Origin of the sequence: Mesorhizobium sp. M7A.F.Ca.MR.245.00.0.0 (assembly GCF_003997415.1) — a bacterium.
Classification (GTDB): Bacteria; Pseudomonadota; Alphaproteobacteria; order Rhizobiales; family Rhizobiaceae; genus Mesorhizobium.
The window spans coordinates 26,375-49,987 of the sequence record NZ_RZTE01000036.1 but is presented as its reverse complement, the minus strand read 5'-3'; the positions used below and the strand labels follow the sequence as shown (position 1 = coordinate 49,987).

The window sequence follows — 23,613 nt, the reverse complement described above, 5'->3', positions numbered from 1 at the left end:
CAGCGTGTCAACCGCACGGCATGTTACGCGCCTTGGGGCCGCGGTCACTCTGCGCCTGACCATTCAGAACTCTATAGGAAGAAACACGATGACAGAAATCGAACCTACCGTTGCCGTAACAATCGCTCGTGCGTTGTCGCGCCACGGCGTGAAGTTCATATTCGGTCAGAGCCTTCCTTCCGCCGTGATCCTCGCTGCGGAGGAAATCGGAATCCGTCAAATCGCCTACCGCCAGGAGAATATGGGTGGTGCGATGGCCGATGGTTTCGCGAGGGCCTCGGGACAGGTCGCGGTGGTCACCGCCCAGAACGGTCCAGCAGCGGCACTGCTCGTTGCACCGCTGGCCGAGGCCCTGAAGGCCAGCATCCCCGTGGTGGCTCTCATTCAGGAGGTAGAGCGACTGCAGGTGGATAAGAATGCCTTTCAGGAACTCGATCACCTGGCGCTTTTCGCATCCTGCGCCAAGTGGACGCGCCGTATTGGCACCGCGGATCGGGTTGACGACTACGTGGACGCCGCGTTCGTGGCTGCGGCGAGTGGCCGGCCGGGGCCTGCCGTCCTTTTACTGCCGGCTGACCTGCTCCGCGAGACAGCCCAGCCCAGCGCCCACAAGCGCGAGGCATGCCTCAGCGCCTGGCCCCTCGACCGGACCCGGCCGTCGGATGCCAGCATTGCCGAAGCGGCTTTCCTAATCGCGAAAGCCCATTGCCCGGTGGTCATGGCGGGTGGGGGCGCCCTTTCCACCGGCGCGCCATCGGCTCTGGCGAACCTTCAGGAATTTGCCTCGCTCCCTGTATTCACGACGAACATGGGGAAGGGTGCCGTCAATGAATTCCACCCCCTTTCATTCGGCGTGCTCGGATCCCTCGTAGGGCCAACATCGCTTGGCCGCTTCACGCGGAGCTTGGTCGAGGATGCCGACCTGATCCTGCAAGTTGGAACACGAAACAACCAGAACGGCACCGACAGCTGGCGCCTCATTCGTCCGGGTACAAGGATCATCCAGATCGACCTTGACCCGCAGGAGATCGGGCGCAACTACGAGGCAGTCCGCCTCGTCGGGGATGCAGCAGAAACCCTCAAAGCACTCACGCAGGCCCTCAAGACCCAAGATCTCAAGGCAAGGTCACAGGCGCGCCCCGGTCTGGCCGAGCGGATTGCCGATGCCTGGCGCCAGTTCGAGACGGTCAGGGCACCCCTTCTAAAGCAGGCAACCGCAGGGATCAGGCCAGAACGCGTGATGGCGGAACTGCAGAATCTGCTCCAGCCAGAGATGATCATCACTGCTGATGCAAGCTACTCATCGATGTGGGTCGTCGGTCATCTGCGAGCGCCACGGGAAGGGACGCGCTTCCTCACACCCCGTGGGCTCGCCGGGCTCGGATGGGGCCTTCCGCTCGCCATTGGAGCAAAAGTCGCGCGGCCTTCGGCACCTGTTGTGGCGCTTGTCGGGGACGGCGGCTTTGCCCATTCCTGGGCCGAATTGGAGACGATGGTCCGCATGGGAATTCCGGTGACGGTCGTCGTCCTGAACAACGGCATCCTCGGCTTCCAGAAGGACGCAGAAACCGTGAAGTTTGGGGCCTATACCACAGCCTGCCATTTTGCAGCGGTTGATCACGCGGCGATTGCGCGCGCCTGTGGCTGCGAAGGGATAAGAGTCGAGGACGCTGCGGCTCTGCCGGAGGTCCTCAAGCGAGCCCTCGTCGCCGAGCGGCCGACACTCATCGAGGTGATGACGGATCCCGATGCGCATCCTCCGATTTCGCTGTTTGCCGGGACCCTGGATCACTGAGCGGAATGGCGTTACGTGGGCAACCGATGGAACAATAAGCCGGAAGGCGCAAACCGGGGCCTGTTCGGCGCCGACGACGAAGTCGGGCGCCTCAACCTGATCACGGATGACATCCGACTGAAAGCGGCCGCCGAGATCAGGACCGGCCGGGCTTTCTGCCTCAGCTTGCCACTGGATCTCCCCGGCGGGACTGCGCTCAATCCGAACCGCAAGCCGCCGCGTCGTCATGTGGCGATACGCAAGCAGGGACTGCCGGCGGTGAACTATCCCCTATATCTGGAGAACACTCATTACATTGACGCGTCCTGCGATGACAGCGTGACACTATTCACACAATATTCGACGCAGTGGGACGCCCTTAGCCACATCGGGCAGCATTTCAACACCGACGATGACGGCACCGCTGAGATCGTCTATTATAATGGCTTCAGGGGCGGCACGGATGTTCTTGGACCCGATGCCGAAGGCGGAGCTCGCGCGCGCCGATTAGGCATCGACAAGTTCGCCGAGACCTGCGTCCAAGGTTGGGGCGTGCTGCTTGACCTAGGCAGGATCTATGGACGGGACCGAACCCTGGTCGGCTACGATGCCCTAGTGCGTGCTATGCAGACTCAGTCCGTTAAAGTCGAGGCGGGCGACATACTGTGCGTTCACACCGGATTCGCCAAACTTGTTGTCGACATGGACGGCAGCCCGGATCCGCGTGTTCTGCACAATGCCTGCGCCGTACTAGAGGGGCGGGACGACAGGCTGCTCCGGTGGATCGACGACTGCGGTATCGCCGCGCTGGTTGCCGACAACTTCGCGGTGGAGGCGTATCCGAATCGCGTACCGGACGGCTGCGACCACTGCGCCGGCCTGCCGCTGCACCAGCATTGTCTATTCAAGCTTGGCCTTGACGAGCTCTGGTATCTATCGGACTTGGCTGCGTGGCTAAGAGATCATAACCTTAGCCGGTTTTTCCTTACCGCTCCGCCTCTGCGCCTGCCCGGCTCGTTCGGCTTGCCGCTGACACCCGTCGCCACAGTGTAGGAGAAGTAGGTCGTGGACCAGGTTTCGCACGCGACCGCATTCGCCGGCAAGGTGGCTCTGGTGACAGGCGCCGCGCGGGGCATCGGACTTTCGATCGCCACCCGGTTTCTCAACGCCGGCGCCAATGTTGTGCTGGCGGACCTCTCCGAGAGTGACCTGAACGCCAGCATTTCGACCCTGTCTTCGGACTGTACTGGGCGGGCCTTGGCGGTGCGCGTTGATGTGTCCACAGACGCTGATGTCACGCGAATGGTCCAGGCTACATCGGCTCGATTCGGGCGGGTCGACATCCTGGTCAACAACGCGGGAATCTCTCCGAAACACGGCGGACGGAAGGCAACGGTTGAGGAGATGCTCGCCGTGGAGTGGCGTCAGGTTCTCGAAGTAAATCTGACAGGCGCCTTCCTCTGCTGCCGGGCTTGTCTTCCCCACATGCGGGCGGCGAAATGGGGCCGGATCATCAACATCGCATCGGTGGCCGGCCGAACGAAAACCGAGATTGCAGGAGCACACTATGCCGCGTCAAAGGCCGGCATGATGGCCCTTGCCCGCACCCTTGCGGTTGAAGTCGGCTCAGCGAACATCACGGTGAATTCCATTGCGCCGGGTCGCATCGAAACTCCGATGGCTGCCGCGGCTGGTGCCGAACTTAACCAGGCCTACGTCGCCAGCATTCCTGTCGGCCGACTGGGCACCGGTGACGACATCGCCGCTGCGGTCGCCTACCTGGCATCTGAAGACGCTGCCTTCCTCACGGGTGTCACGCTCGACGTTAACGGCGGCTCATTCATGATCTGATCCGCCTGGCGGCTGAATACTTACAAGACTTGAAAGTGGAGCTCTGGGTATGGGTGTACTTACCATGATGCCGGAGGGACTGGCCGTTCCTTCTCTTCTGATCGAACGCGCCTATGTCGCCGGCGAATGGATTTCGGGCGGACGTCGCTTTGACATGACCAATCCCCTCGACCGGCGCGGTCGTTTCGTCGGTCCCCGATGTCGGAAGGGATACGGTGGAGCAGGCCATCGACCCCGCGCACCGCGCGTAACGGGAATGGACCCGACGCACAGGCAAGGAGAGAGCTGGGGTCCTGCGCGCCCTCCATGACCTCATGGTCGCGAATGCCAACGATCTCGCGGCCGTCCTCACCGCCGAGATGGGCAAACCGTTCGCCGAAGCGCGCAGCGAGATCCTGTACGGCGCGTCCTACGTCGAGTGGTTCGCCGAGGAAGCAAGCGTCCTACGGCGACGTCATTCCCGGACATCAGGACGACAAGCGCATTATGGTAATACGCCAGCCGGTCGGCGTGGTCGGTGCGATCACCCCGTGGAACTCCCCGGATGAGATGCTAGCGAGGAAGGTGGCGCCAGCGCTTGCTGCGGCTGCGCCATCGTCTCCAAGCCCGCCGCCCAGACACCGCTCTCGGCGCTGGCACTGGCGCTGCTCGCCGAGCGCGCGGGACTGCCGGGCGGACTGTTCTCGGTGATCACTTCGAAGGACGCGGTCATGGTGGGCAAGGCGTTCTGCGAGAACACCAAGGTTCGCAAGATCACGTTCACAGGCTCTATGCAGGTTGGCCGCACGCTGATGCGGCAGGCTTCCGGCCGGATCAAGAACCTTGGCCTCGAACTCGGCGGCAACGCCCCTTTCATCGTCTTCAACGACGCGGACCTGGATGCTGCCGTCGAAGGCGCGATCCTGTCGAAACTCCGCAATGCCGGGCAGACCTGTGTGTGCGCCAACCGCCTCTACGTGCAGTCCGGGATCAATGATGCCGCCGCGGCGGCGTTGACGAAGCGCGTCAGGAGCCTCAAGGTCGGCGACGGCTTCGAGAAAGGCGTGGCGATCGGACCGCTCATCGAGGAGAAGGCCGCCGCCAAGTGAAGGAGCACATTGCCGACGCATGTGCAATGGGTGCTCAAGTCGTCGCCGGCGGCGAACCGCACGAAAGAGGTGGGCTGTTCTTCACGCCGACGATCCTGACCGATGTAACGCAGGAGATGAAGGTCGCGCGCGAAGAGACATTTGGGCCGGTCGCGCCTCTCTTCCGATTTGATACGGAAGAAGAGGTCATCAAGCGCGCAAACGCTACCGAGTTCGGTCTCGCGTCCTACATCTACACCCGCGATGCATCCCGGATCTTCCGTGTCTCCGAGGCGCTGGAATAGGGCATGGTCGTCATCAACACGGGGCTCATCTCCACCGAGGTTGCGCCGTTCGGTGGCATCAAGCAGTCCGGCATCGGCCGCGAAGGTTCGAGTACGGCCTCGAGGACTACACCGAGTTGAAGTATCTATGCCTGTCCCTCCAGGATCCCGGGCAGAGAGTTATCTCCTGCACTAAGCCGGGTAGGGACCGCGTTGCTGCAGGTCATGAGCGGTCTGGATGATCCCAAGCTGTCGACCTCGAGCGCGGGACGCTTGTTGCCGGTCCGGCCGGATTGCGTCTCCTCGAAGATCTACTCGCAGCCGGCGCGCATCAGAGCATCAGAGCATTGCAGGTCCAAGTTCTGGCCGTCGAAACGTGCGCGTAGCCGATCTGCATGTCCGGATTGAATCACAGAATTACAGAATCGATTCCGTAAGAGCTCACGTCCGGACATACAGACGTTATTTCGGCCGGATGCCGCCAACGCGCATGACGCTCCGCAGATGCCGGGAAACGGTCGCTATGCAGATATGCGGCTGGTTTGCTGCGGGGAGACAGCCGCGACGTCGCCGGGAAAGCCATCTGGCCTCACGATGGTGCCGCCTGCATTCGATATTTGACCGGCCGGCACAAGTGCGATCACATGGGCACGTGACCACCCGCAAGGGCGGCGCTGCCTCCGATGATGATGATATAGAATACTGCTCGAGGTTCCCCGCGTGACATCACATAGACCTCCTGCCTCCTTAGGCTTTCTCGAGCTTGAGCGCGGGCTCGCGCCGGGCGAGAAACCTCCGCAAACGTATCCCGGTTCCCTGCTCAATCCAGATACTTACGACTTTCCGATCATCATCGAGACAGTGGAGGGTGCTTGGGCGGATCGCGTCATCCGAGGCGATCCGTCGCTTGAACCGGCCTACGTCACGTCAGCGCAACGCTTGGTCGAACGGGGCGCCGTTGCCGTGATCGCCAACTGTGGGTTCGCCATCCGACATCAGGCAGCGGTGGCCGCGTCGGTGAACGTACCCGTGGCGCTGTCAAGTCTCCTGCTTATACCGACCCTGCTACGTCAGCTTCCACCCGGCGCCAAGCTCGCGGTACTGACTGCCGATTCCACGCATTGCAGCGAAGGCCTATTCGGGATCGACGACCCGGCCGAGCGTGCGCGGATAGTGGTCGGCGGTATCGAAGGTGGAAAGCTCCTGGATAACGAAATGCAGCGCCCGCCGCGGCGCACGCTAGTGTCTGAAATCGAGGACGATGTCACGGCGTGCGTCACGCGACTGAGAAGGAGATATCCGCACATCGCGGCTTTTCTGTGTGAATGTACCGCATTCCCTCTGGTGTCCCCGATCATACGCCGGTTGACTGGGCTGCCTGTTTTCGACACGGTGATGCTGAGCCGAATGTTATTCACCAGCGCGGCGTGGACCGAATCATTCGAAACCAATCAGCGGACCCTCGCAGAAATAGTGAAGGACCGGGATGAAGGCGCTTATCTGGATAGGCGAGTGAAAGTCTTCACGGCGTCGCGATGGGCACCAGCGGCCGGGTCGCCAGCTCCCTCAAGCGACGCCTGTCAGTCGACGTCGACCATGAGCGATGGCAAGACATCGTAGTTATAGCGTCACCTTTAAGCGTTGGCCGTGCAGGAAAATCTGTCGGGCGAGACGCTGCACATTTGGGGGAACGGCATGACATCACCCGCACCCTGATCCTTGTCTGGATTGGCAGAGGCAGGTGGAGTGGTTCGATGAACATACGGCTTCGGCCGCTCTGATCACGGAAATGAGGCGCGAATCGCCGCAGCTGATCGGCAAGCAGGCTCAGGAGCTGGAATTTCTAGGGCGATCACGGCCTGCAACCGAAGGTCAGACGCCGGTTCGTCGCCGCGACCGACAGCATTCATAGCAGTCCGATCTACTCCAATCTGGCAAAAGGACATTGTCCCGACCTGCCAACCAACTCTAGGTCGGCGATATCACCTATGCCGCGCTACCGGCCCGCTTCGTCTACGTCGCCGTCATTCTCGACGTCTGGTCGCGCATGATCGTCGGCTACGCCATCGCCCGCGCGATCGATGCCCCCCGACGGTCGCCGTTGCGCCGCAATCGAGCGCAGAAAGCCGCCGCCAGGCCGCGTCCAGCGGCTCCCGGCCCGCAACGATCGAGGATTAACACATCCGGCAGACGAGCAAAACCGCAGCCCGATCGGTGTAACCCTAGAGCGCACTCCAGATCGCGGTCAGTTTCTGCAGTCGAGCATTGCGACCAACATCTCATGTCGACCGCCGTCATCACCGCCGCCTCGCACTCGGCGCAGCACCGAAATCGGTTGGCGACGTCTCGGCTGCCACGCTGATGGGGCACCGAGTGGGCGCCGACTCGACGCGTGACCGGCTACGGGATGCCGATCCCGAAATACCGCTTGTGGGCCACATCAAGGATGCGATTGATCAAGCTCGAATAGCTGTGCCCAGCGGCGATTGCGGCTAGGACATATTCGGATTGCATACTGAGCCCAGGCATCGTGTTGATCTCCAGCACAAAGGGTTGGCCGGAGCGGTCGATCCGGACGTCGAGGCGTGCATAGTCCCGGCACTCGCAGGCACGGAAGGTTGCAATCGAAATATCCCGCAGCAAAGTCGCAAGACTGCTCCCGACTCGCGCCGGGCAAATCGTCGACGCCTGCTCGGCAGGCAGGTACTTCGCTTCCCAAGTCAAAAGGCCAATTTCGCGTTCGCCGAAGTCGATCTCTGCGAAGGGCAACACCTCGGGTTTTCCGTTTCCCAGCAGCGCGACATGGATTTCCCGCCCATCGATGTATTCTTCCACTAGCGCATCCTGCCCATATTGCCCAATGATCATTTCGACGGCTTGCGCCAGCTGAGAGGGCTCATGCACGAGTTGCAAACCGAAGCTGTTGTCTTCACGGCGCGGCTTCACCACAAGTGGGAATCGCAAATCGCCGGTGCTGTCGGTGCCGCAGCGCATGATGCGAAAGTTCGGCGTCGGCACGCCGCAACTGCGCATGAGCGTCTTGCTGATAACTTTGTCGTCCGTCAGTCCATGCCCGAGTGGGCTCGATCCGGTGTATGGAACGCCGGCCATCTCAAGCATGCCCGGAACGTGCGTGAAACGGTAATCTCCTTGAATCCCCTCCGCCAGGTTGAAAACAAATCCTGAAGGGCGGGCTTGCGGATCGGGTGGCATGAAGCGCTCGAGCGTATTGAGCAGTCCTTTGTCGCCTTCACACAAAAGCGTTTCATGGCCGCCATCTTGCAGTGCCGCCACCGCCCTTTCGACTGTCTCGCCGGGCGGCCAAGGCTGCGGGGGCTGTGGATAAGGCTGACCGAATCGGTTGATCACGCCTGTAAAATCACGATTCCGGACGACGGCTACTCGCATGACGTACTCCTTGATGGTTCGGTTCTGCACTTCATTCGCTCGGATTTGTTTTCTCGAGGGAACAGCCCGCTTTATCCGCGCTCGCCTTCACGGAGTCCTATGCAATCCGCGTGCCACCAAGAGACGGTGCGAATAAAGGGGCAAGCGCTATGTGTCTCGCGGCGCGCCCGCGCGGGACACTTGTGCCTATGCCGCCGCTTGACTTCTGCCGAGGGACCCAGCCCGAGCCAGGCGGCGAAATCGCGACCGCACTTGAAGGGTTCCATCGGTGGCGAAAATGCCAAGGGCAGCAATAGGGCCGACACCGGGCATGGTTTGCAAGCGCCGAGATGTTGCAGCTTGCTTGGACAGCATGTCGATCGTCTTCTTCAATGCCGCGAAACGGCTGCTCAACTGTTTGATTTGGTCAAGAGCGCTGCAGATGTCGCGGACCAGATCCGGCAGGTCTGCACTCTCGTCCTCGACGATCTCTGCCAGACGTGGCAGGTGGCCGATGCCTTGCGGAACAACATAACCGAACTCCTAGAGGTGCGCGCGCAACGCATTCACCCATTCGGTTCTCTGATTCACGAACTGCTCTCTGGTGCGAAACACGATAGCCCGGGACTGCTACTCCTTGGTCTTCGGTTCGACAAAGCGCGTTGTCGGTCGTTGCGCTGCTTCGACGATCGCCTCCGCTTCGGCGACGTCGTTCTTCTGCCGCTTGACGGACGGTTTGGGACATAGGCCGGGACAATCAGTCTTGGCTCATGGCCAAGCCGAGCCATCTGACAGGTCTGTAGTGGGAGCTGCCGCACGCTTCCATTGCCACGACACATGCCGGTTGACTCGCCATGAACTTGCAAAACTGCAGGCGCGACAGCTTCTTGCGGAATACAACCGATCCATCAGCTGCCGCCCCCTGCAGCTGAATGCCGTTCTTTCCCAGATCGACCCCAATGATAGTAACTTTTCCATCGATGCCTGCCTCTCCTTTGCGTGGCGCTAACACCACCAAGTTGGCACATTGCGATGCCGTCGGAGAAGGCTGGCATCCACCCCATCAGTAAAATGGGACAGCCATGGTGCTGGTCGCGCGGCTTGGCGCAGAGCATGTTTCTTGTGCTCACGCAGATCGTCCATGTTGATCTAGCGGTTGGCGCCATCCGTTTTCGTTGGTTTCGACAGCCAATGTCCTGACGGGGGCGGCATCTCTATGTTTTGGAAAGATGAGCACGACACAGGTGCGCCGGCGGATTTCCTCGTTGAGGCCGCCCTCGTCCATCTCGGCCTCGAGCACCTCCTGCATCCGCACGGATCACTTCGTGCGGACCTGCGGGGCTGGAAGCAGAATGTCTTTGGCGGCAGCGCTGGTCGATTACCGGGGAATCAACAGGTGCGATTTTCAGAGCTGCACCGTCGACAGAAAGCGTCCATCTGGGCGGGGAGAGTCGTTAGCCATCTACTTATTAGATGGCGATTATATCGAGTCTCTATTTGCCAATTCAGCAGCTGTCGAAGAAATCTAACTTAAGACTATAAAGGGGAACCGCCACACCAATTACCTTGTGCACGCGCTGGCCATCAGTTCCAAATGGGCGCGACGAGGTGCGGGAATGCGGCGTGGCGAGGCTTAAAGGAGGACCAGAATGAATGATTGGTCTATGAATCGCCGTGCGGTCGTCAAAGCAATGCTGGTGGGATCGGTTGCCCCGTGGGTCATTAACTCAAGGGCGTTCGCTTCGTCTTGTAGCGACCATATTGTGCGTGTCGGCTCGATGGGTGCTCCCGATTCCATGAATCCATTCGCCACCTGGAGTTCGTTCTGGCCGCTTGTCTTGTCCTACGATTCGCTGGTCGGCGTTGACGCCCAGCGACACCCTGACCGGAGGGGGTTTGCGAAGGCGTGGGCCGTTGCTGATGACGGGCTCACTTGGACAATCAAGGTATGGCCCGGCATGAAGTGGTCGGACGGCCAACCCGCCACCGCCAGAGACGCCGCGTTCACCTATAATTATCTGCTTGGCTCCGTGGGCAAGCCAGACGAGCTGAATATTGGCCAAAACAGCACAGACGGCATGGAACAAGTCGCATCCGTTACGGCCATTGATGACGAAACTCTGCGGATCGTGACCAAGGCTCCTACGCGCTGGCCAATTGACAACTTCGTTCTAATGGTCCCTGAGCACGTTTGGAAGGACATCGGCTACGCGGATGCGCGCAGCACTTTTCGCAACGACCCGCCGCTGGTGGGAACTGGGCCTATGATCGTTGCGGAGTTTCAGCAAGGCCAATTTGTGCGCCTTACGCCAAACGCGTATTTTCGCACTGAGCAGCCGAAGACGGCCGGGATGATTATCCACTTCTTCACCACGCAGGATCCAATTGCCCAGGGTCTGAAGAGTGGGAGCTTCGATTGTGGGGGCGTGACAACCGCACAGTGGGCTGCCTTCTCGAAGGAGAGCGATATCGGGGTCTATGAATCTCGCGTGGAGCAGCGGGACTATCTGGCATTTAATACGGCCTCCGGGAAGGGGGCGGGCAGCACCAAGGCCCTGCAGGATCCAGCGTTTCGCGACGCGATCGGCTATGCGATCGATCAGAAAGCGATCGTGGATCGCGCCTACCGCGGGCACGCAGACCCTGGTGTCGGAATTGTGATGCCGGTAGCCGCCGACTATTACTCAGACCTAAGCGACATCAGGCGCCGCTTCGATCTAGCCGAGGCGGGTCGTCGGCTAGACGCGGCCGGATATCGGGACACGAACGGCGATGGTGTCCGGGAGGACAAGGAGGGAAAGAGCTTACAGCTTGAGCTAATCACAGGAAAGGCTTCGGGTGTGAGCGAGATTCCGATTGCAGCCGTGCAGCTTGTTGCGGGCTGGCTGGGACAAATTGGCATTCCCGTGTCGGTGACCCAGCTCGATTCCGGTGCGCTCACAGCCCGCACGACAGCGCCGACGGACGGCGGCGGAAGCTGGGATCTGCTAATCGCCAGCAACTGGCTGTCTTCCTCGCCTCACGACCTGCTCGTCTTGGGCAGTAGCAAGTCCATCGGCCTCACTAACAGATCGTACTGGACAAATGAGAAGTTCGACGCGCTCCTGACTGAGGTCGACCGTACCGTCGACCTGAAGAGGAGCCAGGAGCTGGTCGATCAGGCAGCGCGCCTCATCTATGCTGAGGCGCCGTATATCATTCTGAGTCACCCCTTAACGCTCGGTGCCTATCGTAAGGACTGCTTCCAGGGCTGGGGACCGGAGGACGCGATATCGGATTGGAGCTATTTCCCGTTCGATCGGTTGAGGCCGATCTAACGTGGCTGGCAACGCACAGGAAGGGCGAACAAGCCGCATTGGGAATGTCCTGATCAGGGCGGCCATAACTCTTTCGATGGTGGCCACACTGAACTTCGTCCTGTTCAGGGTCATTCCCGGTGACCCTGCAGCGCTTCTGCTTGGCGGTGCTCGGATGAGCGTGTCCGCTGAACGGATCGAGGCGCAGCGCCAGAACTGGGGACTCGACCGGCCGCTTTTCCCGGACCAGATACTTGACTACCTGTCGGCAACTCTACATGGCGATCTCGGCTACAGCTTCAAGTTCAGGGGTAGACTTGTCTCTGACCTTATTTGGGAGCGCTTGCCGGCCACCATCGCCCTGGTTGGCTTGGCCCAATTAATCGCCATGCTATGCGGTGTCATGCTTGGGCTCTATGCGGGTTGGCGCAGAGGAGGAGCTGTCGACCGTATCGCCATGGGAGCATCTCTAGCGCTCTATTCTACGCCGTCTTTCTGGCTTGCTATGGTACTAGTAGTCATTTTTAGCACGGCATTGGGGTGGTTTCCGGGTTATGGCATCTATTCACCCGGCGCTAGCATAGGTTCAACTGATAAGATCCTAGACTACTTGCGACATCTCGCACTTCCGGTCGCCGCGGTAGCCCTTGGGCTGATCGGGCAATACGTTGTGGTCGCGCGTGCAGCGATGAGTGACGTCGTTACTGAGGACTACATGGTGACCGCACGCGCCAAGGGACTTACCAACGGTCAGATGCTGATGCGCCATGCATTTCGTAACGCAATGCTGCCGCTCGTGACCTTGATTACTCTCAATCTTGGCTACGTGGTCGCTGGTGCGATCACCGTCGAAGCCGTCTTCGCCTGGCCGGGAATTGGTGGTCTCACGGTCGAAGCGCTCAACGCGCGGGACTACCCAGTTCTTCAAGGGATATTCCTGTTGCTTGGTGTATCGATCGTTGTCGCGAACCTCCTAGCCGATCTTGCCTACGGCATTCTTGATCCGCGAATCCGGCAATGAGTGAAAGTATCGTGCGATATTCCTCGCGTAGCCGGGCGAGAGCGATCAAGAGCTTTCTATCCAATCTTCTTGGTCACGCCGGGGCTCAGCTCGGCCTGTTGTGTCTGGTGTTTTTCCTTGTCCTCTCTGCTGTGCCCAATATCCTCGTAGGTCCACTTGAGACCGTAGCCACCGCAACTGGTGATTTCCTCGTTCCACCATCAAGCCAGCATCTGCTGGGGACCGATGAGGTGGGGCGTGACGTGCTCAATCTGGTCGTCCATGGTGCCCGGATATCGCTCACGATCGCGCTGCTGGCGACCGTCATCAGCCTCGTCGTCGGCACTACGGTTGGTATCATTGCTGGCTACTACGGTGGCAGAGTTGACGTCTGGCTGATGCGGCTGACGGATTTCTTTTTCGTCATGCCGTCCTTCGTCCTTGCGCTGGTCATCACACCCGTGGTGCTCGAAGTAATGGGGCGGGGCAGAGAAATCCTCGGCTTCCGTCCTTCCCTCTTCGTGATCCTTGTCGTCATCGGCATAACAAGCTGGGCGTTTGTCGCCCGTATCGTTCGCAGTCAGACACTATCGCTTAAGGAGCGAACATTCATTGATCGCGCACGAGTTGTGGGCAGCAGCAATTTGAGCATCATGGTGCGGCATATCCTCCCCAATCTCGTTCCGCAAATCGCAGCGAATGGTGCGCTGGTCGTCGCTGGCGCAATCTATGTCGAGACGTCGCTCTCGTTCCTCGGGCTTGGCGACCCATTGCAGCCTTCATGGGGCACTTTGCTTTCGCTCGCTCAGCGCGCCGGTGCGGCCAGTACCGGAGCTTGGTGGTACCTCGGCGCCCCCGGGCTGTGCGCCCTCGCGGTTTCCCTTAGCTTCGTCCTGGTCGGCAATGCCCTCGACGACACGTTCAATCCACGGCAGAGGGTGATCCCATGACAAACCTCTCCCAAGACAAGGCATCGCTTTTGGAAGTCGACGGGCTTTCTGTTGAGTATCGGCTCAAGGGCGTTTCATTGCGAGCGATCGACCGCGTGAGCTTCGCGCTCCAGGCTGGAGAGGCCGTTGGCCTCGTCGGTGAATCGGGCAGTGGCAAGACTACCACCGCCATGGCGATCGCTGGTCTACTATCGCCCAATGCACGGGTCAGCGGCGGCCAAGTGCGCTATCGTGGTAACCTGCTGTCGATCGACAATGATGCGGCGATGCGGCCACATCGCTGGACCGAGACGTCCGTCGTTTTCCAGGGCGCGATGAATGCGCTCAATCCCGTTCACCGCATTATCAAGCAAATCGCCGAGCCATGCATCCTGAAGCTCGGCATGTCGCGTGCCGAGGCGACCGCGCGGGCACGGGAGGTTCTAGAACTCGTCGGCATTCCGACGGATCGCGGCACTGCCTATCCCCACGAGTTGTCGGGCGGTATGCGTCAAAGAGTGATGATTGCCATGGCGCTCGCATGTCGCCCCTCGATCATCATCGGTGACGAGCCGACCACGGCGCTCGACGTCATCACACAGGCTCAGATCCTCAAGCTGTTGGGGAAGTTGCGATCGCAGCTTAACCTAGCGCTCATTTTAATCACCCACGACCTGTCTGTCGTCGCTGAGTCGTGTGATCGCGTGATGATCATGTACGCCGGCCGGATAGTCGAGGATGGAACCGTCGCGGAGATCTTCGCTAAGCCCAAACATCCCTACACTCGCCTGCTGATCGAATCGATCCCCAACCCGGCGAGCGGCATACGGATAATTCGCCCTATCCCCGGTGATCCTCCCAACTTAATGAATCGACCGTCAGGCTGCGCCTTCCATCCACGTTGCCCGTCAGCAACGGGGGTCTGCACGACCGAAGTTCCCAGCCTCGAAAAGTTCGGGTGGGGACGCGTCGCCTGTCACCTTCACCGTTCCTCGCAAGAAGGCAGGGTTGCAGTTCATGCCTGACACCTCCGACATCCTGAGTCTCGAGAGCCTGAAGGTCCATTTTCCTATCCAGGGCGGACTGTTCGACCGGGTCCTGGGGCGATCTGCCGGGGCGGTGCGTGCGGCGGATGGAGTCGACCTCAACATTGGACGAGGTGAAATCGTCGCCCTGGTTGGAGAATCCGGAAGCGGCAAGACGACAGTGGGCCGCGTCATCACCAAGCTAGCCCAGCCCACAGGAGGCAGGTTGCTGTTTGAGGGCCGCGATATGACGTCTGCAAAGGGCTTCTCGGCTCTGCGTCCCTACCGGCGACGCGTGCAAATGATCTTTCAGGATGCTTATCAGGCGCTCAACCCGCGACACACCGTGTTCGACAGTGTGGCAGAGCCGTTGCGCTCCCTGCGGCTGGTCAAGAACCATGCTCAACTCACAGAAAGGGTCAGCGAAGCGCTTTCGGCGGCCGGGCTCAATCCTCCCGGTGATTTCTTCGCCCGCTTCCCACACGAACTCTCCGGCGGCCAGCGCCAGCGCGTCGTGATTGCCGGAGCGCTTGCCGTGAAGCCGGAGCTCATCGTTGCCGACGAGCCCGTGTCGATGCTCGATGTATCGATACGCGCACAAATTCTTCAGGTCCTGGTTGACCTGCGCGCCAAGCACAACATGGCGCTACTGTTCATCACCCACGACCTGCCGCTCGCCTGGCTGATCGCCGACCGGATTGCAGTCTTATATCTTGGGAGATTGGTCGAGATCGGCAGCGCCGATGACATCACATTCAACCCCCGGCATCCCTATACGGTCGCGTTGCGCAACGCCACGCCGCAGATTCGCAGCGACGCAAGTCGCTTCGAGCTGCCGGCGTTGCAAGGAGAGGTTCCAAGCGCCGCACGCGTGCCGAAGGGCTGTCGTTTCCATCCTCGCTGCCCGCTTGCTTTCGACCGGTGCAAGGAGGAGGAGCCGCCGGCCATCGAAGTCGGGCCGCAGCATATGTCCGCATGCTGGCTGCCGACGTCAGGTGCGAAAGCAGAATTGTCGACACCCAACCTGAAAAGTGCCGACCATGGTTCCGTCTGACAGTAAGTAATAATAGGGCACTCGAAGCGCTATTCTGCCAGAACGGAATTAACGGATGTTGGTAATAACGCACCGTGGCTCGTTAAACGGTTTACACTATATCGCCTAGGAGCAACATTGATGCACAAACTGTCTGCTCGCGGACTGCCGCGCCAATTCCTTGCTCTTTTTTCCTGAGGGCCTTGTGATGGTAGACAAGCACCTGCAGCCACCGCTTCCTCGTTCCGAGGCACGGATCCGGGTCCTTCATGGCGACGTCACGATAGACTCGTATGGCTGGCTCAGGGACTGGGAGAATCCCGACGTCCGCGCGTATCTTGAAGCCGAGAACAGCTACGCGGAGCAAGCGACAGCCCACCTGGAAGGGCTCAAGGCGGAACTTATCGCCGAGATCGAAGGGCGTCACACCTGCGAGGGCGCCCCACCAACCTTCCAGGTTGGGCCTTTCGAGTACTTCGAAAGACACGGGCGGGGCCTGTCTCATCCTGCGTGGTGGCGCCGGCCGGTGACCGGAGGCTCGGCCGAGCTTGTTCTCGACCCGAACGCGATCCCGGGGGCCGAGATCTTCTATTCGCTCGGTGTCTTCGAGCCGAGTGACGACGGGCGTTACGTGGCGTTCAGCTTCGATGTCATCGGGGACGAGAACTTCGAGCTTAGGGTGCGGGACATAGAGACCGGCCATGACGTCTGGACGGGCTCGAGGCGGGCTGGGATGGTTACTTGGACCGCGGACGGCAACACGCTCTTTTTCACGCGGGAGCGGGCGGACCGGCGGCGGCAACGCCATGAGCTTATACGCCTGGACGTCAACGATTCGCACTCTGAGGTAGTGTTCGAGGAGGCGGACGAGCGACTGAACTTGCGGATTTGGCGCTCTGATAGCGGCGCCTGGCTGCTTTTGGACGTTATGGACAACGCCGGGGCGGTGGAGGTGTGGTGCCTTCCTGCCGACCAGCCGGGCGTTGGGTGGCGCCGGATTGTGGCGCGTGATCTTGGCCACCATGTCTTTGCCGAGCACTGGGGCGACAGGTTCTTGTTTCGGGTAAACGACGCTGGACCCTACTGGCGGCTCGTGTGTGCGCCGATAGGTGACCCGTCACCATCGTGCTGGGAGGAGGTCATCCCGCATCGAGCGGGCGTGACGCTTGAGGAGGTCCACGTGCTCGACCAGCACCTGGTTGTCCTGGAACGAGAGGGCCTTCGTCCTCGCCTCGTCTCGCATAACCGAAGCGGGGGGGTCGCCGCCACGATCGTTCCCGACGAGCCGAGCTGCACTCTTAAGGTCGGCTTGTCTGCAGGGGGTAGCTATTCGGTCGCACGGCATCCGTTCCGAAGCTCGAAGTTGGTCTACTCGGTTAGCTCATTCGTGACGCCCGACACGTTTGTAGAGCATGATCTCGCCGACGACCGATCGGCAGTCCTGTACCAGGCCCGCGTTCCCGGATATGACCCGGCTCAATACGTGGCGACGGTCGTCATGGCGCAGGCGGAAGACGGGGTGGATATACCAATTTCGCTCGTCGCGCGGCGCGATCGAACCACCCCAGGGCCGGTGTTATTGAATGTCTACGGCTGTTATGGAAAACCGAGATGGCCCTCGTTTTTCACTTGGCCCTCATCCATGACCAAACGTTTGAGCCTGCTCGATCGCGGAGTTGCTTTCGGCATCGTGCACGTACGGGGAGGCGGGGAGCTTGGACGTCCGTGGCACGAGGCGGCTACCCGCGATCGAAAACGTATCACCCACACAGATCTGATCGTCGCTGTCGAGGCGCTTGTTAGGCAGGGGGTCGCCACCGGCGACGGCATCGTCATTGAGGGAGCGAGCGCTGGCGGGGGTACCGTGCTTGCCACGGCCGACTTGCGGCCCGACTTGTTCCGCGCCGTACTCGCCGAGGTTCCGCTCGCCGACATCATAGATACCGAGCTGGACTTCACGATGCCGTACGCGCTGCCGGAAATAGCGGAGTACGGCGATCCCCACATAGCCGACGAATATCGGCACCTGCGCAGCTACGATCCTTACTACAACCTCAGTGCCGATCGCCCGCGCCCGCCAACTTACGTCGACGCCGCGCTCGACGACAGCCAGGTGCTCTACTACCAGCCTGCTCGGTACGTTGCCCAGCGACGTTCCTTTACGGCCGGTCGAGACCCAGGTCTTGTTTTCCACATGCGTATGGTCGGTGGCCACGGCGGCGCTTCACATGGGCCTAGTGTAGCCGAAGAAGCAGCACTTCGTATGGCTTGGATTCTAGACCAGGTCCGATGCTCGGGCAATTAGGCATTTCTATGTTACAATCGGAATCAAAGCTAGGGTCAGGACCCATAATCTATTGAGTTGATATCTGTTTGGTGATTCAGGGTGGCAGGAGGTGCTGCCTTGAGTGATTTGCTGATGTTGACGCCGGAGCAGATGCGCCGGATCGAGTCCTATTTTCCTTTGTCGCATGGTGTTCCGCGTGTGGATGACCGCCGGGTGCTGAGCGGCATCCTGTTCGTGATCCGAAATGGCCTTCGCTGGCGAGATGTCCCTTCCGACTACGGTCCGTACAAGACCATCTACAACCGCTTCATCCGCTGGAGTCGGCTGGGTGTGTTCAACCGCATCCTAGCGGAACTGGCCGCGCAGGGCGGCGAAACGGACAATCTGATGATCGATGCCACCCATCTCAAAGCGCACCGCACTGCCGCCAGCCTCCTTAAAAAACTCTATCCCGATGTATCGGACGCAGCCGAGGCGGACTGACCACCAAGGGACGTCCGCGGCTGCTGCATCTGAGCGAAGGGCAGACCAATGATCACAAGACTGCTGCGGCCGTGATCGAGGATTTGCCCGCCGCCAACGCCCTGCTGGCCGATCGGGCCTACAGTTCAGCGGCCTTCCGCCAGGCGCTCGTCGAGCGCGGTATCAGGCCATGCATCCCACCCCATGCCAAGCATCGTGTTCAGCACAGCTATGATCCTGTCCGATACCGGCAACGTCACAGGATCGAGAACATGTTCGCACGCCTCAAAGACTGGCGACGCATCCACACCAGATACGACCGATGTGCTCACACCTTCCTGTCGGCTATCGCCTTCGCTGCAGCCTTCATCTTCTGGATCAATGAGTCCTGACCTAGCTACATGTTTGATCCGGGGCTTTGATGGGGCATCCTTATCTTTCGAATCAAAGGATGCCCTATGGACCAAGTTCTCCATGGGAGCGCCATAACGAAATCAAAGGCGTGCCTTGCCATCATTCATCTCGCTGCTGCCATCAAAGTCTAACGCCTTATTCCTAGGGGTCGTAGGTAACAAGGAAGAATTCAGATACCGTCTTGTGCAACCAGCACCTAGGCGGGTTAAGACTTCGTGTGGGCTGAGGCCCACAGCTTCTGCAAGGTCATCTAAGGTAAAATCATTTCCCAGTAATTCCACAAAGTTACCTGGCCCACAAAGCGCTTCTGGAACATCTGTTATATCAATTGTCATGTTCTCCATGCATATTGTTCCGATTAGAGGGGCCGAATAACCTGCGAACCGAGCTGATATCTTGTTCGCGCAGGCCCATGGAAGGCCATGTGTGTAGCCGATCCCGACGGTCGCTACGCGGGTAGCTCGACCCGTACGAAATGTCGCACCGTAGCCAACAGCCTCCCGCCTAGCGACATTGCGCACGTCGAGTATTTTCGCTCGGAGCCTTGCAACCGCTTGCAGCGGATTTGGTCGAATGCCAGCATCGTTGAGCCCGTACAGGGCTGAGCCCACCCGTACCATGTCGAAATGATAGGATTTACCTAGCCAGATACCGGCGGACGCTGCGAGACTGCCGCAGGTGGGCTTAATCAGATCGTAGATCGCCCGGAAGCGGTTCCGTTGCAACACATTAGTTGGGTCCGCAACGGTTTCGCTGCACGCTAGATGGCTGAGTACGACCGAAGGGGGATACATGTCGAACGTACCAGAAAAATACGCGCGACGCACGTCCGCAATGGCGAGCCCAAAGCGGGAAAATCCCGTTTCCACGTTAAGAAAATATGTCTTCGTTCCTGTTGCAATAACGGCTTCCAATTCGGCGCAATTGTTCACAACCGGTATGAGGTTATTGGATTGGTAGAATCTACCAAATTTCGCGAAATCATCGCAAAAAACCGCGATTGCCTCGTCTACATGGGACGATCTTAGAAGCAGCGCTTCCTCAAGATTGCCGACGAAGAGCAGATCGCAGCCGACATGAATAAGCGCCCTTGCAATCTCTACAACACCAAGTCCATAGGCGTCGCTCTTGACGACAGCGGCGACCCTTACGCCTAACCCAACGAGGGCCGTGATGGCCCGGAAGTTCGCCTGAATAGCCCCAAGATTGATTTCAAATATAGCATTTCTGGGGCGAACTAACGGCAACATCTTTTGCTCTCCAACAGTCCCGTTTTTTATAAACCTCGCCGCCCCGCGATGCAGCCTACTATCCTAGGTAGGCGCGCGAGCTGAGATTGCCGTTTAAAAAGGGGCGCCGTCGAAGCACGGATTAGACACTGGTTAAAGCGGACTGAGACGCAAGCAGTCGCTTCGGCAGGGCACTTGCACGCAGATGACAAAGCATAGTCGTTCAACTGACTAGTAAGCTGTGTTCTGGATAGGGCAGTTGCTGCGCAGCTCTTCGTGCCAAAATCCGCCACAAGCTACTGCTGGTTTCACGCAGTCAGGGCGAAAATCTCGGCACCGGCTGCGAATACAAGGTATTGCGTAAGCTTAGATCAATCAATTTTTGTTAAGGGGTTGGCATGAGCGAACAATCTGAGATCCTTTACGTTAGTGAGCCGAACCTTGACCCGGCCGAATTCTGCCGCGTGTTGGCCGAATCCGGCTTCGGGGCGACCCATGGCGAGCTTCGGCTGCATGCGATGCTCCGCCAAGCCGACTTGGTGCTGACGGCCCGGCTCCATCGGCCGGGGCGGAAGCTGGTCGGAGTACTTCGATGCGTTACTGACTTTTCCTGGATCTGCTACGTCTCCGAGCTTGCCGTATCGGCGTCGGCGCAAGGCCTCGGCATCGGCAAGGGCCTCCTGTATGAAGCCCGCCGGCAACTCGGGCCTGCTGTGGCCATAGCTTTGATCTCTACACCCAACTCTGTCGGCTTCTATGAAGGGATTGGATTGACGCGCATTTCAGACGCATTCTGGTTAATGCGCGAATGCTAACCCAAATGAGGTGAGTACGACGTTGCAATGTCCACCTATACAATAATTCGACGTTCGTCGAATGCTTGCCGGAATACGGGGTGCATGTGTCTGACGCCGGCCATCTGAAAACGCGATGGGACCGTCCGGGACATTATGTTGGCGAACTCAAGATCAAGTGGTGCATAGTCGGCGCAGCAAATCCAACTGCCATCAACGATGTCCGAAAATCGAGCGAAGTGAAATGCAGATCAAAGACGTCCTCCTTGCGCCTGGCAATGGCGCTTTTTTCTATGACGATCAGGGTGCCATCAGGGCCGGCGCGCCCCAGGACGGTTTCGTCTATAGCGGCGAGGCGACAGCGATTGGGTTCACGTCCATCCGCGTTCCGGCATCTTCGCTCAGCATCGGGCTTGCTCTCACCGACGGGGCCGTGGTTTGGGGTGACATGATGAGCGTTCAATATTCTGGTGCTGGAGGACGAGATCCTTTGTTTGAGAGTGCTCAAATCTCGGAGTTAACCTCGCGTATAGTCGTGCCCCGGCTTCTCAATGTCGACGTATCTCGTTATCTCGATGCCTGTGCAAAGGTTTTTGAGCCTCTCCAGCACCAGCGGTTACCTCTCGCGATTGAGTATGGCGTTAGCCAGGCGCTCCTTCGCGCCTCGGCCCATCTTCAAAGTACCACGATGGCGGAAGTCGTTTGCAGTGAATTTAACCTGCCGCTGCCAATTCGCAGGGTTCCGATCTACTGCCAAAGCGGCGATGCTCGCGAAATCAACGTCGACAAAATGATCTTGAAAGCGGTAGATATACTTCCCCACGGCCTGATCAACTCACGGCAGAAATTCGGCGTCGAGGGCCAGGCCTTCATGGAGTTCGTGAAGTGGGTTGCGGCGCGGACGCGCGAAATTGGCCGCCCGGGGTATCATCCGGTGCTGCATTTCGATGTGTATGGCTGGATCGGCCAGGAAATCAGCCTGGAGCCGCAACTCATCGCCGACTTTATCTGCAGGGTCGCCGACGCTGTTCCGGGTTTCACCCTCAATGTCGAGTCCCCGGCGGATTTTGGTTCGACGCAAGCTCAAATTGAGAACTACGCCAAGATCGTATCAATTTTGGACAACCGGGGTTCCACCGCTCGCATTGTCGTGGACGAAAGGTGCAACACGCTCGAGGATATTCGGCTCTTTGCCGAAGCGAAGGCCGCGCATCTCATTCAAATCAAGACGCCTGATGTCGGCTCATTGGCTGACACGGCACGTGCAGTGCTCCTGTGTAAGGAGAACAAGGTAGGCGCGTACGTTGGAGGAAGCTGTACCGAGACAGATCTCTCTGCCCAGGCTTCCGTCCACATATCGATGGCGACCCAGGCAGACATGATGCTTGCGAAGCCTGGAATGGGAGTCGACGAGGCATTCTCGATCGTGGGCAATGAACAGAATCGGTTGCTTGCGATGCTGAATCGTCGTCGGGCTCAAAACGAAAATGTTGGATGAAGAGCGCGGTGTTGCATGCAGAACTCTCTTGAGGGGATCACTGTCGTAGCTGTGGAGCAGGCCGTTGCTGCACCGTATGCATCGTCTCGTCTTGCCGATGCAGGCGCCCGGGTGATCAAGGTTGAGAGGCCTGAGGGAGACTTTGCCCGGAAATACGATAAGTTGGTGCGGGGGCAAAGCGCCTATTTCGTTTGGCTCAACCGGGGTAAGGAGTCAGTATGCTTGGATTTGAGGTTGGAGGCGGACCGTGCTGTGCTGGACACGCTTGTTGCTGCTGCTGACGTCTTTATCCAGAATCTGAAGCCAGGCAGCATCGAAAAACTCGGCTTCGGATCTGCGGATCTGCGTCGCCGTTTTCCGCGGCTAATCACCTGCGACATTTCGGGATTTGGGGAGGGGGGGCCATTTTCTCACCTCAAGGCCTATGATCTCATCGTCCAAGCCGAAACCGGTCTGTGTGCGATCACCGGGACGCAACAGGGACCCGCCCGTGTGGGTGTGTCGGTTTGCGACATCTCGGCAGGCATGACGGCACATAGCGCCATACTTCAGGCGCTGTATCATCGCGAGGTCACTGGCGAAGGGGCTAGCATTCAGGTGTCCCTGTTCGATGCCGTCGCCGATTGGATGAACGTGCCGGTCCTGCAACACGACTACAGCAGCTACCACACGGTACGCGCGGGCGTGAAACACCCCTCGCTGGCGCCTTATGGCGCCTATCGCTGCGCCGATGGCAAGGACGTCATCTTTTCCGTGCAGAATGACCGGGAATGGGTGAATTTCTGCGAGAAATTCCTGAAGCGGCCTGAGCTCACGCGTGCACTTGGTTTCGCCGACAACATGGAGCGCCTCGGCCACCGTCCTCAACTTGATGAGATAATTGAGCTGCGGTTTTCCGAGCTGTCCTGCCACGAAGCGATGCAGGAGCTTGAGGCGGCCGGTTTGGCATATGGGCGACTGAACGAAGTGGCGGACATTTCAAAGCATCCACACGTTCGCAGGGTTGAGATTGGCACACCTGAAGGAACAGTAGAGACGATCGCCCCGGCGGCGATCTTCAACTCTGAGCGCCCCTCGCTGCGCCCAGTTCCGGGCCTTGGTGCGCATACGGAGGCTGTCCGCGAGGAGGTTCGAGCAGGTTTGCGCGCAAGAGCCGCGTCAGCATGAGCGTGCCTGTTGTCGGGAAGGAAGCGCGATCGCGATTCACAGAGTGCATGCCTAGTCCTGGCCCCTCTGGGTGCCACGGCCGCCCAGCAAACTCACTGACAGCGCCCACGCTAGAA

16 protein-coding genes and 3 pseudogenes are annotated in these 23,613 nt (G+C 59.5%); 16 read left to right on the top strand and 3 right to left on the bottom strand.

From position 1 onward, the window contains the following. Nucleotides 1-88: 88 nt before the first annotated feature. The 5 genes and pseudogenes from EOB80_RS26870 (at nucleotide 89) to EOB80_RS34870 (ending at nucleotide 6,596) form a co-directional block, all read left to right on the top strand. Nucleotides 89-1,795, top strand: a complete 1,707-nt coding sequence (locus EOB80_RS26870; RefSeq protein WP_126080656.1) for an acetolactate synthase catalytic subunit — start codon at nucleotides 89-91, stop codon at nucleotides 1,793-1,795. 15 nt (nucleotides 1,796-1,810) lie between these two features. Further along, a complete protein-coding gene (locus tag EOB80_RS26865) occupies nucleotides 1,811-2,827 on the top strand; it encodes a cyclase family protein (protein ID WP_126080657.1) in 1,017 nt (338 codons plus the stop codon). Between the two features lie 12 nt (nucleotides 2,828-2,839). Further along, nucleotides 2,840-3,625, top strand: a complete 786-nt coding sequence (locus EOB80_RS26860) for an SDR family NAD(P)-dependent oxidoreductase (protein WP_126080658.1) — start codon at nucleotides 2,840-2,842, stop codon at nucleotides 3,623-3,625. Between the two features lie 64 nt (nucleotides 3,626-3,689). Beyond that, nucleotides 3,690-5,131: pseudogene (locus EOB80_RS26855) on the top strand (NAD-dependent succinate-semialdehyde dehydrogenase); the annotation flags it as partial. 565 nt (nucleotides 5,132-5,696) lie between these two features. Then, nucleotides 5,697-6,596 (top strand): hypothetical protein, encoded by a 900-nt coding sequence (locus EOB80_RS34870; RefSeq protein ID WP_245466449.1) that lies wholly within the window; start codon nucleotides 5,697-5,699, stop codon nucleotides 6,594-6,596. Nucleotides 6,597-7,376: 780 nt separating this feature from the next. Here the strand turns inward: EOB80_RS34870 and EOB80_RS26845 are convergent. Continuing rightward, entirely contained in the window at nucleotides 7,377-8,384 is a 1,008-nt protein-coding gene (locus tag EOB80_RS26845) for a hypothetical protein (RefSeq protein ID WP_126080659.1), read from the bottom strand. 252 nt (nucleotides 8,385-8,636) lie between these two features. Between EOB80_RS26845 and EOB80_RS26840 the strand changes: the two genes are divergently transcribed. Continuing rightward, entirely contained in the window at nucleotides 8,637-9,110 is a 474-nt protein-coding gene (locus EOB80_RS26840; protein ID WP_126080660.1) for a hypothetical protein, read from the top strand. Nucleotides 9,111-9,512: 402 nt separating this feature from the next. Here EOB80_RS26840 and EOB80_RS35560 read toward each other — a convergent pair. After that, nucleotides 9,513-9,633, bottom strand: a pseudogene (locus EOB80_RS35560) (IS256 family transposase); the annotation flags it as partial. Between the two features lie 379 nt (nucleotides 9,634-10,012). On the opposite strand from EOB80_RS35560, the gene EOB80_RS26835 reads away from it, so the two are divergent. The 7 genes and pseudogenes from EOB80_RS26835 to EOB80_RS26805 all read left to right on the top strand — a co-directional run bounded on the left by EOB80_RS26835 (nucleotide 10,013) and on the right by EOB80_RS26805 (nucleotide 18,787). Continuing rightward, the gene (locus EOB80_RS26835) at nucleotides 10,013-11,680 is read left to right on the top strand and encodes an ABC transporter substrate-binding protein (RefSeq protein ID WP_127330822.1); all 1,668 of its coding nucleotides are present in this window, start codon (nucleotides 10,013-10,015) and stop codon (nucleotides 11,678-11,680) included. 1 nt (nucleotide 11,681) lies between these two features. Continuing rightward, nucleotides 11,682-12,680 (top strand): ABC transporter permease, encoded by a 999-nt coding sequence (locus tag EOB80_RS26830; protein WP_281013029.1) that lies wholly within the window; start codon nucleotides 11,682-11,684, stop codon nucleotides 12,678-12,680. Next, entirely contained in the window at nucleotides 12,677-13,609 is a 933-nt protein-coding gene (locus tag EOB80_RS26825) for an ABC transporter permease (RefSeq protein WP_126080661.1), read from the top strand. The genes EOB80_RS26830 and EOB80_RS26825 overlap by 4 nt, the downstream gene beginning before the upstream one ends. Next, the gene (locus tag EOB80_RS26820) at nucleotides 13,606-14,613 is read left to right on the top strand and encodes an ABC transporter ATP-binding protein (protein ID WP_126080662.1); all 1,008 of its coding nucleotides are present in this window, start codon (nucleotides 13,606-13,608) and stop codon (nucleotides 14,611-14,613) included. The genes EOB80_RS26825 and EOB80_RS26820 overlap by 4 nt, the downstream gene beginning before the upstream one ends. After that, nucleotides 14,606-15,667, top strand: coding sequence for an ABC transporter ATP-binding protein (locus EOB80_RS26815; protein WP_126080663.1), 1,062 nt, complete (start codon nucleotides 14,606-14,608; stop codon nucleotides 15,665-15,667). Before EOB80_RS26820 ends, EOB80_RS26815 begins: the two co-directional genes overlap by 8 nt. 187 nt (nucleotides 15,668-15,854) lie before the next feature. Continuing rightward, complete coding sequence (locus tag EOB80_RS26810; RefSeq protein WP_127330820.1) at nucleotides 15,855-17,951, top strand: S9 family peptidase; 2,097 nt, start codon at nucleotides 15,855-15,857, stop codon at nucleotides 17,949-17,951. A 99-nt stretch (nucleotides 17,952-18,050) separates the two neighbouring features. Next, nucleotides 18,051-18,787, top strand: a pseudogene (locus EOB80_RS26805) (IS5 family transposase). Between the two features lie 102 nt (nucleotides 18,788-18,889). On the opposite strand, the gene alr reads toward EOB80_RS26805, so the two are convergent. Next, complete coding sequence (gene alr / locus EOB80_RS26800) at nucleotides 18,890-20,059, bottom strand: alanine racemase (RefSeq protein ID WP_126080665.1); 1,170 nt, start codon at nucleotides 20,057-20,059, stop codon at nucleotides 18,890-18,892. Between the two features lie 377 nt (nucleotides 20,060-20,436). Here alr and EOB80_RS26795 point away from each other — a divergent pair, with 377 nt between their 5' ends. From EOB80_RS26795 to EOB80_RS26785, 3 genes are all read left to right on the top strand, one after another. Next, nucleotides 20,437-20,853, top strand: coding sequence for a GNAT family N-acetyltransferase (locus EOB80_RS26795; protein WP_126080666.1), 417 nt, complete (start codon nucleotides 20,437-20,439; stop codon nucleotides 20,851-20,853). A 223-nt stretch (nucleotides 20,854-21,076) separates the two neighbouring features. Continuing rightward, nucleotides 21,077-22,330 (top strand): methylaspartate ammonia-lyase, encoded by a 1,254-nt coding sequence (locus EOB80_RS26790; protein ID WP_126080667.1) that lies wholly within the window; start codon nucleotides 21,077-21,079, stop codon nucleotides 22,328-22,330. 15 nt (nucleotides 22,331-22,345) lie between these two features. Beyond that, nucleotides 22,346-23,497, top strand: coding sequence for a CaiB/BaiF CoA-transferase family protein (locus EOB80_RS26785; RefSeq protein WP_126080668.1), 1,152 nt, complete (start codon nucleotides 22,346-22,348; stop codon nucleotides 23,495-23,497). The last annotated feature ends 116 nt before the right edge of the window (nucleotides 23,498-23,613 follow it).

Excerpts from the sequence above, each read along its gene's own strand:
- EOB80_RS26870 (WP_126080656.1), top strand. The coding sequence starts at position 89 with ATGACAGAAATCGAACCTACCGTTGCCGTAACAATCGCTCGTGCGTTG.
- EOB80_RS26845 (WP_126080659.1), bottom strand. The coding sequence starts at position 8,384 with ATGCGAGTAGCCGTCGTCCGGAATCGTGATTTTACAGGCGTGATCAAC.
- EOB80_RS26835 (WP_127330822.1), top strand. The coding sequence starts at position 10,013 with ATGAATGATTGGTCTATGAATCGCCGTGCGGTCGTCAAAGCAATGCTG.
- EOB80_RS26825 (WP_126080661.1), top strand. The coding sequence starts at position 12,677 with ATGAGTGAAAGTATCGTGCGATATTCCTCGCGTAGCCGGGCGAGAGCG.
- EOB80_RS26820 (WP_126080662.1), top strand. The coding sequence starts at position 13,606 with ATGACAAACCTCTCCCAAGACAAGGCATCGCTTTTGGAAGTCGACGGG.
- EOB80_RS26815 (WP_126080663.1), top strand. The coding sequence starts at position 14,606 with ATGCCTGACACCTCCGACATCCTGAGTCTCGAGAGCCTGAAGGTCCAT.
- EOB80_RS26810 (WP_127330820.1), top strand. The coding sequence starts at position 15,855 with ATGGTAGACAAGCACCTGCAGCCACCGCTTCCTCGTTCCGAGGCACGG.
- alr (WP_126080665.1), bottom strand. The coding sequence starts at position 20,059 with ATGTTGCCGTTAGTTCGCCCCAGAAATGCTATATTTGAAATCAATCTT.
- EOB80_RS26795 (WP_126080666.1), top strand. The coding sequence starts at position 20,437 with ATGAGCGAACAATCTGAGATCCTTTACGTTAGTGAGCCGAACCTTGAC.
- EOB80_RS26790 (WP_126080667.1), top strand. The coding sequence starts at position 21,077 with ATGCAGATCAAAGACGTCCTCCTTGCGCCTGGCAATGGCGCTTTTTTC.
- EOB80_RS26785 (WP_126080668.1), top strand. The coding sequence starts at position 22,346 with ATGCAGAACTCTCTTGAGGGGATCACTGTCGTAGCTGTGGAGCAGGCC.